Origin of the sequence: Actinosynnema sp. NPDC049800, assembly GCF_040656635.1 — a bacterium.
In the GTDB taxonomy this organism is placed as follows: Bacteria; Actinomycetota; Actinomycetes; order Mycobacteriales; family Pseudonocardiaceae; genus Actinosynnema.
The window spans coordinates 64,230-78,781 of sequence record NZ_JBFAMT010000012.1 but is presented as its reverse complement, the minus strand read 5'-3'; the positions used below and the strand labels follow the sequence as shown (position 1 = coordinate 78,781).

Sequence of the window (14,552 nt, the reverse complement as noted above, 5' to 3'; positions counted from 1 at the left end):
GCGACGTGACGACCGCGCGCGAACTCGCCGACGAGATGCTGACCCTGGTCCTGGACGACGATCCCGTCATGGCGACGCTGCTCGGCATCCCGGGCTGGGACGACCGCCTGCCGGACCCGAGCGCCGAGGGCGGGCGCGTGCGCCGTGCCCGGGCCGAGGACATCGCGCGGCGGGCGCGTGCCGAGGACGACGACCCGGTGACGCGTGCGGTGGTCGTGCAGCAGGCGTGGGGCCTGGTGCACCGCCTCGACGCGAACCTGGTCGAGCACACCCACGCCGAAGGCCTCACCGCGCCGCTCGCCGTCCTGCTCGGCGCGTTGCCGCTGATCCGCCCGACCGACGACGAGGCTCGGCAGGCGTACCTGACCCGGCTGTCGTCGCTGCCCGGCTACCTCGACGCGCTCACCCGAAGACAGCGCGAGTCGACCCGCCGCCCGCTCAGACACCTGGTGGAAGCCGCCGTCCACCGCATCGACCGCTACCTGGCCGACGAGCAGGACCCGCTCGGCACGCCGTTGCACGACACCCCGCACGCCGCCGTGTGCGCGAGACTGCTGCACGAGACCGTGCGCCCCGCCATCGCCCGCTACCGCGACTTCCTGCGCGCCGAAGTGGTCGACCGCGGTCGCGGCGAGGACCGGCCCGGCCTGTGCTGGCTGCCCGACGGCGACCTGATCTACACCGACCTGGTCCGCATGTACACCACGACCGGCCACACACCGGAGGAACTGCACCGGATCGGCCTGAACCTCGTCGAGGAACTGGACCGGGAGTACGAGGAGGTCGGCGGCCGCGTGTTCGGCCCGACCACGGCCGCCGGCGTGCGCGCCCGGCTGCTGGCCGACCCGGAGCTGCGCTGGCGCAGCGCCGAGGACATGGTGACGTTGGCGGCGCGGACCATCGCCCGCGCCGAGGAGGCCGCGGCGGCGTGGTTCGGCACGGTGCCGCGAGCCCGCTGCGCGGTGGAGGCGGTGCCGGAGGCGGAAGCGCCGAACGCGCCGCTGGCCTACTACGTGGACCCGGCGATGGACGGCTCCCGACCGGGCACCTACTTCGTCAACACCCACCAGTCACGGTTGCGCGAGCGGTTCAGCGCCGAGTCGACCGCGTTCCACGAGGGCGTACCGGGCCACCACTTCCAGATCGCGCTGGCCCAGCAGGTCGACGACCTGCCGCTGCTGCGCCGGTTCGCGTCCATCGAGGCCTACCTGGAGGGCTGGGCGCTCTACGCCGAGCGGCTGGCCGACGAGATGGGCCTCTACAGCGACGACGTGGCGCGGCTGGGGATGCTGTCGGGCGACTCGCTGCGCGCCGCGCGCCTGGTGGTGGACACCGGTCTGCACGCGTTGCGCTGGAGCAGGCAGCAGGCCGTGGACTACCTGCGCGCCAACGCCGTCATGCCCGACGTGGACATCTTCTCCGAGGTCGACCGGTACATCGAGAACCCCGCGCAGGCGCTGTCCTACATGGTGGGGCGGCTGGAGATCCAGCGCCTGCGCGGTGAGGCGGAGCGGAGGCTGGGCGACCGCTTCGACATCAAGGCCTTCCACGACCTGGTGCTCGGCGGCGGACCGCTGCCGATGGCCGTGCTCGCCGACGTGGTCGACGACTGGTGCGACTCAGTCCTCGCGGTCGGCGTTCGAGGGGTCGTTGAGCACTGACCTGCGCCTGCTGTAGGCGAAGTACACGACCAGCCCGATGAGGAACCAGACGCCGAAGCGCAGCCAGGTCTCCGGCGCCAGGAACGTGATCAGCCACAGCGAGAACACCACGCCGATGATCGGCACGACCGGCATGCCCGGCGTCTTGAACGTGCGCGGCAGGTCCGGCTGCTTGTACCGCAGCACGATCACCGCGACGCAGACCACCACGAACGCCAGCAGGATGCCGATGTTGGTCAGCTCGGCCGCCTCGGCGATGGGCAGGAAGCCCGCGATGACGGCGGACGCGATGCCGAGCACCCACGTGGTGCGCGTGGGCACGTGCTTGACCGGGTGGGTCTTGGCGAACCACTTCGGCAGCAGGCCGTCGCGCGACATCGAGTAGCCGACCCGCGCCGCGCCCATCAGGAACGTGAAGAGCACCGTCGTGATGCCCAGCACCGCGCCGACGGAGATGATGATGCCCAGCGCCGGCAGGCCGACGTCGGCGAACGCCGAGGCGAACGCGCTCTCCGCGTCCACGTCCTGGTAGTTGACCATGCCGGTGAGCACCAGGCAGGCGAGCACGTACAGGACCATCGAGATGGCCAGCGAGTAGATGATCGCCTTCGGCATGTGCTTCTGGGAGTCCTTGGACTCCTCGGCGGCCGTGCTCATCGCGTCGTAGCCGAACACCGCGAAGAACACCGTGGCCGCGCCGGTGAGCGCGCCGGAGATGCCGAACGGGAAGAACGGGTCGTAGTTGTCGGTGTTGATGTGGAACGCGCCGACCACGATCACGAGCAGCACCACGGCGACCTTCAGGTACACCAGGGTCGTCTCGAAGCGCGCCGCGTTCCTCATGCCCATGTTGAGCACGAACGCGATCAGCAGGCACAGCAGCACCGCGAACAGGTTCACCTTGTAGCTGCCCGCCGCGACGTCACCGGTCTCGGTGCCGGGCGCGCCGAGCATCCACACCGGCAGGTCGAGGCCGAGCAGGTTCAGCAGCTCGTTGAAGTAGCCGCTGATCCCGATCGCCACCACGGCCACGATCGCGGTGTACTCCAGCAGCAGGTCCCAGCCGATGAACCAGCCGACGATCTCGCCGAGCACCGCGTAGCCGTAGGTGTAGGCCGAGCCCGCCCTGGGGATCAGGCCCGCGAACTCGGCGTAGGAGAACGCCGCCGCGGCGCTGGCGATGCCCGCGACGAGGAACGAGATCAGCACGGCGGGGCCGGCGGTCTTGTTGGCCACGGCGCCGGCCAGCGAGAAGATGCCCGCGCCGATGATGCCGCCGATGCCGATCGCGGTGAGCTGCCACAACCCCAACGTCCGGGTCAGCGCCGTCTTCTCGTCACTGATCTGCTCGATCGGCTTGCGGCGGAACACCCCGCTGCCACGGCCGAATCCGTCCTGGACCGTCATCGTCCAACTCCCTCGGTGGATCGGTGTGCGGCGAACCGTACGCCGGTCAACTGTCACCGGGTTTGTCCGATTGCACCATTCGAGGGAGTGGATTTTGTGCGTGCGTACGGGTTGACGAAGCTCAGCCGCGCGTGAAGACGATCTTGCCCGCGGTCTCGCCGTCGAGCATCGCGCGCAAGCCCTCCTCGACGCGCTCGAACGGCAGCTCGGCGCCGATCTGGGGGCGCAGCCCCGTCAGGTCGCAGAACGACAGCAGGTCGCCCAGCTCCTCGCGCGTGCCCATGGTCGAGCCGACCACCCGCAACTGCAGGAAGAACAGCCTCGGCAGCTCGGCCGCCGCCGCGTCACCGCTCGTCGCGCCGGAGATGACCAGCGTGCCGCCCGGCTTGAGCGCCTTCATGGAGTGCGACCAGGTGGCCTTGCCGACGGTCTCGAACACCGCGTCCACCCGTTCGGGGAGCCGGGCGCCGGACTCGAACGCCTGGTGCGCGCCCAGGCTCTCGGCCAACGCGCGCTTCTCCTCGCTGCGGCCGGTCACCCACACCCGGAACCCCGCCGCACGGCCCAGCTGCACCAGCGCCGTCGAGACGCCGCCGGACGCGCCCTGCACGAGCATCGTCTGCCCCGGGCGCAGCCCCGAGTTCACGAACAGCATCCGGTACGCGGTCAGCCACGCCGTGCCCATGCACGCCGCCTCGGCGAAGCTCAGCCCCGCGGGCTTCGGCAGCGCGTTGCGCTTGGGGACGACGACGTACTCCGCGAACGTGCCCTGGTGCTTCTCGGTGAGCAGGGTGCGGCGCGGGTCGAGGGTCTCGTCGCCGGACCAGTCCGGGTCGCCGATCACGGAGTGCAGCACGACCTCCGTGCCGTCCTCCAGCACGCCCGCGCCGTCGCAGCCCAGGGTCATCGGGAACTGCTCGGGCTTGATGCCGACGCCGCGCAGCGTCCAGAGGTCGTGCATGTTGAGGCTCGCCGCTTTCACGGCCACCTTCACCCAACCCTCCGGGACCTCGGGTTCCGGTCGTTCGCCCACGCGCACGGCGGCGATCGGGTCTTGGGGGCTCGGCTCGGCTGCGTAGACGGCGAACATGCGGGCAACTTACCGAGTGGTAGTGATCCGTGTGCGGTGAAGCGCGTCACGGGACTACGCTCGCCGGTGTGGTTGACGCGTTCGAGCAGTGGTGGGACGGGGTCGAGCTGTGGTTGGCGCAGCTGGCGTTCCCGTTCCAGTTCGCGCTGCTCATGTGCGTGCTGCTGCCGTTGTCCCTGGGGGTGGCCAGGTTCATCGACCGGGTCGTGGACAACGCCTCGACCAGGTTCAACCCGGTGCCGAAGGTCGACCGGGCAGGTGACGCGGACCGGCCCCGGGAGGTGGACGCGGGCGGGCCTTCGTAGGCTCTGCGACCGTGACTCCCGCCCGGCGGCTCTCCGTCGCACTGCTCGGCCTGATCGCGCTGGTCGTGGTCGGCTACTTCGCCAAGGACCTCACCGGCACGTCGTCGGACCCCGCGCCGCCTCCGGCCTCCGCTTCGGTGCCGGGCGCGGGCTCGGGGCTGCCGGTCGAGCCGCTGTCGGGCCTGCCCGCGCAGGTGAAGGCCACGTGGGAGCTGATCGGGAGGGGCGGGCCGTTCCCGTACCCGCGCAACGACGGCGTGACGTTCCAGAACCGCGAGAAGCTGTTGCCCGCCAAACCCTCCGACTACTACCGGGAGTACACCGTGCCCACGCCGGGCAGTGACGACCGCGGCGCGCGGCGGCTCGTGACCGGGTCGTCCGACGAGGTCTACTACACCGCCGACCACTACGAGTCGTTCGTCGTCGTGGACGTGAGCAAATGACCTACCGGCACGTGGTGCGCCGGGGCGCGCGCTCGAAGAAGGACGCCATCGGGGCCATCGCGGACGCCTTGAGCTTCCCCGACTGGTTCGGGCACAACCTGGACGCGCTGTACGACTGCCTGACCGACCTGTCGTGGCTGCCGGAGGGCGAGCACGTGCTGGAGTGGGAGGGCGGCAACGCCGACGTGGAGGCCGTCCTGGCCGACGCGGTCGCCCGAACCGCCGAACTGGGCGACCGCGTCCTGACCGTCGTCTACCCGGACTAGTCCGCCGCGGGGACCCACGACGGCTTGCGCTTGCCGACGAACGCGGCGATCCCCTCCTGGCCCTCGGGACCGCCGAAGTGCCGTGCGGACAGGGCCAGCATGTCGGCGAACACCTCGCCCAGGTCGGTGGACCGCGGTTCCCGGAGCATCCGCTTGGTGGCGGCGAGGGCGTTCGGCGCGCCCAGCGCGAGCATGTCGGTGTAGCGGGTGACCTCGGCGTCGAGGCCGTCGGCGGGCACGGCCGAGTTGATCAGGCCGATGGCGACGGCCCTCGGCGCGGCGAACGTCTCGCCGGTCAGGAACAGCTCGTGCGCGGCGCGCGGCAGCAGGCGGGGCAGCACGGTCACCGAGATGACGGCGGGCACCACGCCGATGCGGACCTCGCTGAACGCGAACGTGGCCGTGTCCACCGCGACCGCGATGTCGCACGCCGCGACCAGGCCGACGCCGCCCGCGCGCGCCGGGCCCGCGAGCCGTGCGACCACGGGCTTGGGGCTGGTCCAGAGCTGTTCGAGGATCGCCGGGAACTCGTTGACCCCTTGCTCGTCGGCGCTCGCGCCGCCCGCTTCCTTCAGGTCCATGCCGGAGCAGAACACCGGTCCGGTGTGGCTCAGCACGACCACGCGCACGGCGTCGTCGGCCGTGGCGGCTTCGAGGTGCCCGGTCAGCTCGGCGCGCAGCTGCGCGGACAAGGCGTTGCGGTTGTGGGGTGAGTCCAGCGTGATCGTCGCGATGCCACGCCGCACCTCGTAGTGGACCAGCTCGTCTGCCATGGGTGGCACTCTACGATCCGGGTTTGTTGACAGTGTGCTGTCAAAATGACAGGATGCTGTCATGATGACGAAGACGGTTCACCTCGCCCTCTACGACACGCTGGCCGACTGGGAGTTCGGGTACGCGACGGCGCAGATCAACACGCCGCAGTTCCAGAAGGTGCCCGGTCGATACCGGGTGCGGACCGTCGGCGCGACGCTCGACCCCGTGACGTCCATCGGCGGCCTGCGGATCACGCCGGACCTGGCGCTGGCGGACGTCGACCCGGCGGACAGCGCGATGCTGATCCTGCCCGGCGCGGACACCTGGGAGAGCGGCGACAACGCGGTGTTCGGGGCGGCGGCGCGGCGGTGGCTGGACGCGGGCGTGCCGGTGGCGGCGATCTGCGGCGCGACGATCGGCCTGGCCGCCGAGGGCCTGCTGAACTCCCGTGCGCACGGCGGCAACGCGGTCGAGCAGCTGGCGGCCGTGCCGGGGTACGCGGGCGCGTCGTTGTTCAGGTCGGAACGCGCGGTGCGGGCGGACGGCCTGATCACGGCCGGCGCGGCGTCGGCGTTGGAGTTCGCGCGGGAGATCTTCGTGGAGCTGGACCTGTACGAGCCCGCCGTGCTGGAGGCGTGGTACGGCCTGTACCGGACGGGCGACCCGGCGTGGTTCGGCAAGCTCGTCGCCGCGGTGTCGTGAGCGACGTCGAGCCCCGCACGGAGGCGGGGGACGTGCTGACCGAGGTCATCATGCGCACGTTCCGCCTCTACGGCGGTTTCCTGGAGGCGGCGGAGGTGATGACCAAGCCGGTCGGCCTGACCGCCGCGTGGTGGCAGGTCCTCGGCGCCGTCCTGCGCGAGCCGCTGCCGGTGTCGGGCATCGCCCGGGAGATGAGCCTGACCAGGCAGAGCGTGCAGCGCATCGCCGACGTGCTGGTGGCGAGGGGTCTGGCGGAGTACCTGCCCAACCCGGCTCACAAGCGCGCCAAGCTGTTCCGCCCCACGGCGGCGGGCTACGAAGCCGTCTCCGGCCTCGCGCGGGCGCAGCACGCGTTCACCAACCGCGTCTCGGCCCAGGTGGACCTGGACGACCTGCGCACCACGCTCAAGGTGATGGAACGCCTGGTCGAGGCCCTGGAGGGTGATCCGTTGACGTCGGACGGACGGTGAACCCCTCGGCCGCCGGCACTCGGCGCCGTCACCCGATCGGAGCCGTGGTCGGCGGGTGCCGACCACGGCCGTGCGGCGGTCAGCCGATCGTCGTGGTGGTCAGCGCCGGGCTCGGGTCCGGGTACCCGGTCGCCGGGGCGTTGACCGGGAAGATCCCGGCGATCACCACGGCGGTGAACGTCAGCCCGGCGTCGGAGTAGCTGGTGCCGCCGAGCTTGGTGGTGATGGCGCCGGACGCGCCGGCGGTGAGGTTGAGCGTCAGCGTGGGCAGCTCGAAGGCGGCGCCGCCGGCGAGCGGGCCGGCGAGCTTCAGCACCACGTTGCCGCCTTCGAGCGCGGCGGTGGGCGTGCTGTTGAGCCCCGAACCGCCTTGCAGGGTGACGGACCGGTAGGTGGAGTTGGCGGGCACCGGGATCCTGAGCACCAAATTCTTGATCTCCCGCACCCGGTAGCCGGAGGCTTCCGACGGCACGCGGTTGGGCGCCGGGTCGATGACCACGGCGACGGCGCTGTTCGGCGCGGCCGTGGCGGGAGCGGTGGCGTCGATCGTCTGGTCCAGGGTGAACTCGGACGTCTGGCCCACCGCGCTCGCGCGCATCTTGTAGGTGATGGGGTGGGTCGCGGCCTGGGCCGTGGAGGCGAACACCAGCACGGGCAGCAAGGCGAGTGCCGCGATTCGGACAGGTTTCATTGGTCCTCTCCCCGTTGAGGTGGAGGGCTTCCAGAAGCGGCGGAGCGGTACCCTCTGACTACTTGTGAGTAGGTTTCACGTCAACGGTTAACAGTTCACAGCTCTGGCCAGGGCGTTCCGCGCGATCGACTCGGGGGTTCCGAAAACAGGACACGCCTGACCGGAAGTAGGACGCGCGGGTCAGGCGGAGGCGGCCAGGTGGGTGGTCAGGGCCGAGTGGTAGCGGTGGAGGACCAGTTCGGCCACTTCCGGGTCCGGGCCCAGGGGTGGGGCGATGACCGCGCCGTCGCCGGCGAGGCGGGTGACGCGGTCCGGGAGGAAGCCCGGCGCCAGGAACCACGACGCGACGGCGATGCGCCGGGCGCCGCGGGCCCGCAGGCGGGCGACGGCGGTGGGCACGTCGGGCTGCGCGGCGGAGGCGAAGGCGGCTTCCACGCCCGCCCAGCCGGAGCCGGCGGCCCAGCGGGCGGCGATGGAGGACACCAGGGCGTTCGCGGGCGCGTGGGACGAGCCCGCGCCCGCCAGGACCACGCCGAGCGTGCGGTCGCGGGAGCGGACGCCGACCGAGGCCAGGCGGCGCAGGGCCGCGGACTCCAGGCGCGGGTCGGGACCGAGCACGTCGGAGATCGTCACGTCCAGGCCGGGCAGCCGGGCGTCCGCCACCGCGCTCGGCACGTCGACGCGCGCGTGGAAAGCCTTGCCCAGCAACAACGGCACCACCACGGCCGAGCGGTGGCCGTCCGCGTACGCCCCGCGCAGCACGTCGCCCAGCAGCGGCACGGAGAGGTCCAGGAAGGACCCGCGCACGTCCAGCGACGGCGCCAACGCCCGCACCACGTCCAACAACTCGTGCACCACGGCCGCCGAGCGCGGATCACGGCTGCCGTGCGCCACGGCCACCAGCGCGGTCACAGCGCGCCCGTCAATCCGCGCGCCCGCAGCACCGCCCGCTCCAACGGCCGGAACACCAGCAGCTCGATCCCCACGCCGACCAGCAGGATCAGGAAGATCGCCGCGATCACCATCGAGATGTCGTTCAACGCCGACCCGTTGTGCAGGTACTGCCCCAGCCCCTCACCCAGCTGCGGCGACGTGGCGATGATCTCCGCCGCCATCAGCGACCGCCACGAGAACGCCCACCCCTGCTTCAACCCCGCCAGGTAACCCGGCAGGGCGGCGGGCAGCAGGATGTGCCGCGCCGCCGCGAACCGGCTCGCGCCCAACGCCTGGCCGACGCGCGGCAGCAGCGGCGGGATCTGGTCGACGCCCGACACCAGGCCGTTGGCGATCGACGGCACCGAGCCCATCAGCACGACGAAGTAGATGGTCGCGGGCGTCGCGCCGAACCACAGGATGCCCGCCGGCACCCACGCCACCGACGGCAGCGACTGCAGGCCGGTCAGCAACGACCCGATGGCCGCCCGCACCACGCGCACCTTGGCGATCAGCAGCCCCAGCGGCGTGGCGATCACCACGGCGGTGAGGAAGCCGAGCACGGCGCGGCTCACCGACGTCCACAGCACCTCGAACGCCCGGCCGGTCTCGACCGCCTCGACCACCGCCGCCCACACCGTGCGGGGCGCCGGCAGCTGGTACTCCGGCCAGAACGCCAGCGCCCACAACGCCTGCCACACGCCGAGCAGCAGGGCGAACGCGATCAGCGGCGGCACGGCGGTGCGGACGAACCGCTTGCGCCACGACGGCCGCCGCTCCTGCGACGGCGCGTCGAGCGCGTCCAGCCCGGCGCCGACCGCCGAGAGGTCAGTGTCAAGCTGCGGCATGACCGCTGATCACCTCTCGCAGGTGGGCCGTGATGTCCTCGATGACGGCGGGCTCGTCGCAGTCCACCGTGGACCACTCGCGCACCACGCGGCCGGGACGGGAGGACAGCAGCACGACCCGCTGACCCAGCCGCACGGCCTCGCGCACGTCGTGCGTGACGAACAGGATCGCCGTCGACGTCTCCCGCCACACCCGCACCAGCTCCGCCTGGAGCACGTCGCGGGTGATGGCGTCCAGCGCGGCGAACGGCTCGTCCATGAGCAGCAGGCCGGGCGTGCCGTCCTCGGCGCTGCCCAGCGTGGACGCCAGGGCGCGCGCCAGCGCCACGCGCTGCCGCATGCCGCCGGACAGCTCGTGCGGGCGCTTGTGGCCCGCGCCGACCAGCCGCACCAGCGACAGCAACTCGCTGGCCTTCTCCCGGCGCGCGCCCCGCTTGACGCCCGCCAGCCGCAACGGCAGCTCGACGTTGCGCGCCGCGGTCAGCCACGGCATGAGCGCGGCCTCCTGGAACATCACGGCGGGCCGCGACGTGGTCAGCTCGATGCGGCCCGAGGTGGGCGCGTCCAGCCCGGCGACCAGGTTCAGCAAGGTCGACTTGCCGCAGCCGGACGCGCCGAGCAGGCACACGAACTCGCCCGGGGCGACCGAGAGGTCGACGCCGTCGAGCGCGACGACGCCGGCCGGGCCGTGGCCGAAGACCTTCCGCACCCCGGACAAGGTCACCGCGGCGTCCACGTCGGACACGGCCGCTGGGGTCTCAAGCGTGGCGGTCATGGTGTGCCTGCCTTCCTCGAGTTACTTCTCGTCCAGCCCGGCGGTGTCCACGGTCGGCTTGCCCGCCGCCGAGAGCACCTTGTTCAGCAGCGTGAGATCGGCGAGCCCGGCCACGTTCGCGGCCTCCTTGGCCACGCCCGCGGTCACCGCGTCCTGCGCCAACCGCGGGAAGCTCTTGGCCTGCGGGTCCAGCGTCAGCTCGATGTTGTCGAACGCCCGGTCCAGCACCGGTTCGCCCAGCGCCTTGCCGGTGAGCTGCTTCAACGCGTTGTTGACGACCTGCTTGGCCTCGACCTCGTGGTCGAGCGCGAAGTCGGTGGCCGCGAGGTGGCCGCGCAGCAGCGCCTCGACGGTCTGCGGGTGCTCCTGAAGGAACTTCGCCCGCACGAGGACCACCGTGGTCGGGAACTTGCCGTCCTCCCACAGGTCCTTCTCGTCGAGCAGCACCTTCGCGCCCGCGTCCAGCACCAGCCGCGACGACCACGGCTCCGGCGCCCACGCGCCCTGGACGTCGCCGCGCTTGAACAGGTCGAGCGACTGCGAGTTCTCGACGTTGGTCACCTGCACGTCGAGCTTCTCGTCGGCCAGCCACTTCTTCAGCGCGACGTCCTGCGTGTTGCCCAGCTGCGGGGTGGTGAGGACCTTGCCGTTCAGGTCGGCGGGCGAGGTGATCTCGGGCTTGACCACGAGCTGCGCGCCGCCGGACGTGGCGCCGGCGACCAGCCGGACCGCCTCGCCGCCCGACTTGGCGTAGGCGTTGATGGCCGGGCCGGAGCCGATGAACGACACGTCGAGCGAGCTGCCCAGCAGCGCGTTCACCGCGTCGGGGCCCGCGTTGAACGTCTGGGTGGTGAGCTTGGTGGAGCCGAGCTCCTTGGCGAAGAAGCCCTTGTCCACGCCGATCAGCGCGGCGGCGTGGGTGACGTTGGGGAAGTAGCCGAGGCGGACCTCCGCCGCCGCGCCCTGGTTCTGGGCGGGGGCGGACTCGCCGCGGTCGATCCGGGAGCAGCCGGCGAGTGCCGTCAGCGCGGTCAGCACTGCGAGCGAGGTGGTCAGGAAGCGGCGTTGGGCGCTCACGATCGCGGGACCTTTCAGGGGCCGGGGGACACGAGGGCGTGGCTGTCGGGCTGGGCGGCGTCGCCGCCCTCGGTACAGCTGTCCACGCCGTCCACCTCCGGCAGCGGCGCACCCACGAGACCCGCCGCCAGCGTGCTGCCGTCGGCCGCGTCGATGACCAGGAACGCCCCCGTGCGGCGGTCCTTCGTGTAGTCGTCCACCGGGATCGGCTCGGCGGTGCGCACCGCGACCTGGCCGATCTCGTTGAGGGTCAGGGAGTCCGGCGCGTCGGTGCTGGCGAGCTTCTGCTCGTCGAACCGGGTGCGCAGCTCCGTGACGATCGCCTGCACGGTCCGCGTGCCGTGCTTGACCAGCACGCGCGCGCCCGGCGTCAACGCCTTCTCCGACAGCCAGCACACCGTGGCGTCGAACTCGTCGGTCACCGTCGGCTGGTCGCCCGCGGCGGCGATCAGGTCGCCGCGCGAGATGTCCAGGTCGTGCGCCAGCAGCAGGGTCACCGAGTGGCCCGCGGCGGCCTCCTGCAACGGGCCGTCGGCGGTGTCGATGCCGGTCACCGTCGAACGCAGCCCGGCGGGCAGCACGGCGATCTCGTCGCCGACCCGCACCGTGCCCGCCGCGACCTGGCCCGCGTAACCGCGGTAGTCCGGGTGCTCGGCGGTGCGCGGGCGGATCACGTACTGCACCGGGAAGCGGAACGGCGCGTCGTGCGCGTCCGCGTCGACCGGCACCGACTCCAGGTGCTCCAGCAGCGTCGGGCCGTCGTACCAGGGCGTCCGCGTCGAGCGCTCCACCACGTTGTCGCCCGCCAGCGCCGACACCGGGATCTCCACCACGGCGTCCTCGGCGTACCCGAGGGCGGTGGCGTGCGCGGTGAACTCCTTGGCGATGCGGGAGAACGTGACCTCGTCGAAGTCCACCAGGTCGATCTTGTTCACCGCCAGCACCAGCCGCGGCACGCCCAGCAGCGCCAGCACGGCCGCGTGCCGCCGGGTCTGCTCGATGACGCCCTTGCGCGCGTCGACCAGCAGCACGCCCAGCTGCGCGGTGGACGCGCCGGTCACGGTGTTGCGGGTGTACTGCACGTGGCCGGGGGTGTCGGCCAGCACGAACGAGCGCTTCGGCGTGGCGAAGTAGCGGTAGGCCACGTCGATGGTGATGCCCTGCTCGCGCTCCGAGCGCAGGCCGTCCACCAGCAGCGACAGGTCCGGCGTGGTCAGGCCGCGGTCGGCGCTGGCGCGGTGCACCGCGTCGAGCGTGTCGGCCAGCACCGACTTGGTGTCGTACAGCAACCTGCCGACCAGCGTGGACTTGCCGTCGTCCACGCTGCCCGCCGTCGCCAACCTCAACAGGTCGCTCATCTAGAAGTAGCCCTCCCGCTTGCGGTCTTCCATGGCGGCCTCGGACAGCCGGTCGTCCGCGCGGGTCGCGCCGCGCTCGGTGAGCCTGCTGGCCGCCACCTCGGCGATGACGGCTTCGATGTCGGCGGCGTCGGACTCGACCGCGCCGGTGCACGACCCGTCGCCGACGGTCCGGTAGCGGACGGTCTTCTCGATCTTCTGCTCGCCCTCGCGCGGACCGCCCCAAGGGCCTTCCGCCAGCCACATCCCGTCGCGCAGGTACACCTCGCGCCGGTGCGCGTAGTAGATCGACGGCAGCTCGATGCCCTCGCGGGCGATGTAGTGCCACACGTCCAGCTCGGTCCAGTTGGACAGCGGGAACACCCGGACGTGCTCGCCGGGGCGGTGGCGGCCGTTGTAGAGGTTCCACAGCTCCGGGCGCTGCCGGCGCGGCTCCCACTGGCCGAAGGAGTTGCGCAGGCTGAAGATCCGCTCCTTGGCGCGGGCCCGCTCCTCGTCGCGACGACCGCCGCCGAACACCGCGTCGAACTTGTGGCCGGTGATCGCGTCCAGCAGCGGCACGGTCTGCAACGGGTTGCGCGTGCCGTCGGGGCGCTCGGCCAGCCTGCCGTCGTCGATGTAGTCCTGCACCTTGGCGACTTCCAGCCGCAGCCCGTGCTGAGCCACGACCTGGTCGCGGAACTCGATGACCTCGTCGAAGTTGTGCCCGGTGTCCACGTGCAGCAGCGGGAACGGCACCGGCGCGGGCCAGAACGCCTTGACCGCGAGGTGCAGCAGCAGGGTGGAGTCCTTGCCGCCGGAGAACAGGATCACCGGCCGGTCGAACTCGCCCGCCACCTCGCGGAAGATGTGGATCGCCTCGGACTCCAGGCGGCCCAACGTGTCGAGAGCTGTCGCGGTGGTCATCCGTGCAACCCGCATTCGGTCTTGGACTGGCCCGCCCAGCGACCGCTGCGGGCGTCGGCGCCCGGCAGCGGCTTCGCGGTGCACGGCGCGCAGCCGATGGAGGGGTAACCCGCCTGCACCAGCGGGTTCTCGAGGATCCCGTGCTCGGCGATGTAGGCGTTGAACTGCTCGTCGGTCCACGGCGCGATCGGGTTGACCTTCACCAGGCCGTTGCGCTCGTCCCACGTCACGATCGGCGTGTTCGCCCGGGTCGGCGCGTCGACGCGGCGCACCCCGGTGACCCACGCGTCGTAGTCCTTCAGCGTGCGCCGCAACGGGATGACCTTGCGCAGCTCGCAGCACCGGTTCGGGTCGGTCTTGTTCAGCAGGCCGAACTGCGCCTCCTGCTCGGCCACCGACTGCTCGGCCGCGGCGTTGACGATGTGCACGTCGGGGTAGACGAGGTCGACGGCGTCCCGCGTGCCGATGGTCTCGGCGAAGTGGTAGCCGGTCTCCAGGAACAGCACGTCCACGTCCGGCTTGACCTTGGTCGCCAGGTCGATCAGGACGGCGTCCTGCATGTTCGACGCGACGATCCAGCTCTCGCCGAACGTGCGGGCGGTCCACGCGAGCGCCTCTTCGGCACTGGCATCCGCCAGCTCTGCCGAAGCGGCCTCCGCGATCACCTTCAGTTCCTCGACCCTGGTGGGGGCGGTCATCGCTGCACCTCCTGAGGAAGGTTGAGACCAACGAACTTGACGGTGAACACGCGGCGACAGGAGGCGCACAGCCACGAGTAGCTCGGCTCCTCCTGCGGACGGAGGTCCTCGTCGCCGCAGTACGGGCAGTAGAAGGGGGTGGCTCGCTCGCTCATGGCCGCTCCTC

General features: G+C 71.6%; 18 protein-coding genes. 6 read left to right on the top strand and 12 right to left on the bottom strand.

Translation table 11 applies throughout. The features are described from left to right. Nucleotides 1–5 precede the first annotated feature (5 nt). Nucleotides 6–1,661 carry a DUF885 domain-containing protein gene (locus AB0I91_RS17070; RefSeq protein WP_499637435.1) on the top strand — a complete coding sequence of 552 codons (1,656 nt, stop codon included), beginning with the start codon at nt 6–8 and terminating at the stop codon, nt 1,659–1,661. Here AB0I91_RS17070 and AB0I91_RS17065 read toward each other — a convergent pair. Together AB0I91_RS17065 and AB0I91_RS17060 are read right to left on the bottom strand one after the other, a co-directional pair. Further along, complete coding sequence (locus AB0I91_RS17065; protein ID WP_499637434.1) at nt 1,620–3,068, bottom strand: amino acid permease; 1,449 nt, start codon at nt 3,066–3,068, stop codon at nt 1,620–1,622. The genes AB0I91_RS17070 and AB0I91_RS17065 overlap by 42 nt on opposite strands. A 121-nt stretch (nt 3,069–3,189) precedes the next feature. Beyond that, a complete protein-coding gene (locus AB0I91_RS17060; RefSeq protein WP_499637433.1) occupies nt 3,190–4,158 on the bottom strand; it encodes a zinc-binding dehydrogenase in 969 nt (322 codons plus the stop codon). 68 nt (nt 4,159–4,226) lie between these two features. On the opposite strand from AB0I91_RS17060, the gene AB0I91_RS17055 reads away from it, so the two are divergent. Genes AB0I91_RS17055 through AB0I91_RS17045 form a run of 3 tightly spaced genes read left to right on the top strand, consistent with a single transcriptional unit; the run spans nt 4,227 to nt 5,172 of the window. Beyond that, nucleotides 4,227–4,463: a hypothetical protein gene (locus tag AB0I91_RS17055; protein ID WP_498778401.1), complete on the top strand. Its 237-nt coding sequence runs from the start codon at nt 4,227–4,229 to the stop codon at nt 4,461–4,463. Nucleotides 4,464–4,474: 11 nt separating this feature from the next. Then, nucleotides 4,475–4,906: a guanyl-specific ribonuclease gene (locus AB0I91_RS17050; protein ID WP_499637432.1), complete on the top strand. Its 432-nt coding sequence runs from the start codon at nt 4,475–4,477 to the stop codon at nt 4,904–4,906. Next, nucleotides 4,903–5,172: a barstar family protein gene (locus AB0I91_RS17045; protein ID WP_498778403.1), complete on the top strand. Its 270-nt coding sequence runs from the start codon at nt 4,903–4,905 to the stop codon at nt 5,170–5,172. Before AB0I91_RS17050 ends, AB0I91_RS17045 begins: the two co-directional genes overlap by 4 nt. Here the strand turns inward: AB0I91_RS17045 and AB0I91_RS17040 are convergent. Next, nucleotides 5,169–5,945, bottom strand: coding sequence for an enoyl-CoA hydratase-related protein (locus AB0I91_RS17040; RefSeq protein ID WP_499637431.1), 777 nt, complete (start codon nt 5,943–5,945; stop codon nt 5,169–5,171). The genes AB0I91_RS17045 and AB0I91_RS17040 overlap by 4 nt on opposite strands. Nucleotides 5,946–6,009: 64 nt before the next feature. Here AB0I91_RS17040 and AB0I91_RS17035 point away from each other — a divergent pair, with 64 nt between their 5' ends. Both AB0I91_RS17035 and AB0I91_RS17030 read left to right on the top strand, forming a co-directional pair. After that, nucleotides 6,010–6,630, top strand: coding sequence for a DJ-1/PfpI family protein (locus AB0I91_RS17035; RefSeq protein WP_499637430.1), 621 nt, complete (start codon nt 6,010–6,012; stop codon nt 6,628–6,630). Beyond that, nucleotides 6,627–7,100, top strand: coding sequence for a MarR family winged helix-turn-helix transcriptional regulator (locus tag AB0I91_RS17030; protein WP_499637429.1), 474 nt, complete (start codon nt 6,627–6,629; stop codon nt 7,098–7,100). Before AB0I91_RS17035 ends, AB0I91_RS17030 begins: the two co-directional genes overlap by 4 nt. A gap of 79 nt (nt 7,101–7,179) precedes the next feature. Here the strand turns inward: AB0I91_RS17030 and AB0I91_RS17025 are convergent, their stop codons facing one another. The 9 genes from AB0I91_RS17025 to AB0I91_RS16985 form a co-directional block, all read right to left on the bottom strand. Beyond that, nucleotides 7,180–7,791, bottom strand: coding sequence for a cyclase (locus AB0I91_RS17025; protein WP_499610993.1), 612 nt, complete (start codon nt 7,789–7,791; stop codon nt 7,180–7,182). A 180-nt stretch (nt 7,792–7,971) separates the two neighbouring features. After that, on the bottom strand, nt 7,972–8,703 hold the full coding sequence (locus AB0I91_RS17020) for a sirohydrochlorin chelatase (protein WP_499637427.1): 732 nt from the start codon (nt 8,701–8,703) through the stop codon (nt 7,972–7,974). Beyond that, nucleotides 8,700–9,572 (bottom strand): ABC transporter permease, encoded by an 873-nt coding sequence (locus tag AB0I91_RS17015; protein WP_499610996.1) that lies wholly within the window; start codon nt 9,570–9,572, stop codon nt 8,700–8,702. Before AB0I91_RS17015 ends, AB0I91_RS17020 begins: the two co-directional genes overlap by 4 nt. Beyond that, on the bottom strand, nt 9,559–10,347 hold the full coding sequence (locus tag AB0I91_RS17010) for an ABC transporter ATP-binding protein (RefSeq protein ID WP_498778410.1): 789 nt from the start codon (nt 10,345–10,347) through the stop codon (nt 9,559–9,561). The genes AB0I91_RS17015 and AB0I91_RS17010 overlap by 14 nt, the downstream gene beginning before the upstream one ends. Nucleotides 10,348–10,368: 21 nt before the next feature. Then, nucleotides 10,369–11,424, bottom strand: coding sequence for an ABC transporter substrate-binding protein (locus AB0I91_RS17005; protein ID WP_499610999.1), 1,056 nt, complete (start codon nt 11,422–11,424; stop codon nt 10,369–10,371). A gap of 14 nt (nt 11,425–11,438) precedes the next feature. Beyond that, nucleotides 11,439–12,782 (bottom strand): sulfate adenylyltransferase subunit 1, encoded by a 1,344-nt coding sequence (locus AB0I91_RS17000; protein WP_499637425.1) that lies wholly within the window; start codon nt 12,780–12,782, stop codon nt 11,439–11,441. Beyond that, nucleotides 12,783–13,688, bottom strand: a complete 906-nt coding sequence (cysD, locus tag AB0I91_RS16995) for a sulfate adenylyltransferase subunit CysD (protein WP_498778413.1) — start codon at nt 13,686–13,688, stop codon at nt 12,783–12,785. Next, a complete protein-coding gene (locus AB0I91_RS16990; RefSeq protein ID WP_498778414.1) occupies nt 13,685–14,386 on the bottom strand; it encodes a phosphoadenylyl-sulfate reductase in 702 nt (233 codons plus the stop codon). The genes cysD and AB0I91_RS16990 overlap by 4 nt, the downstream gene beginning before the upstream one ends. Further along, entirely contained in the window at nt 14,383–14,541 is a 159-nt protein-coding gene (locus AB0I91_RS16985; protein WP_015098919.1) for a hypothetical protein, read from the bottom strand. Before AB0I91_RS16985 ends, AB0I91_RS16990 begins: the two co-directional genes overlap by 4 nt. Between the last annotated feature and the right edge of the window lie 11 nt (nt 14,542–14,552).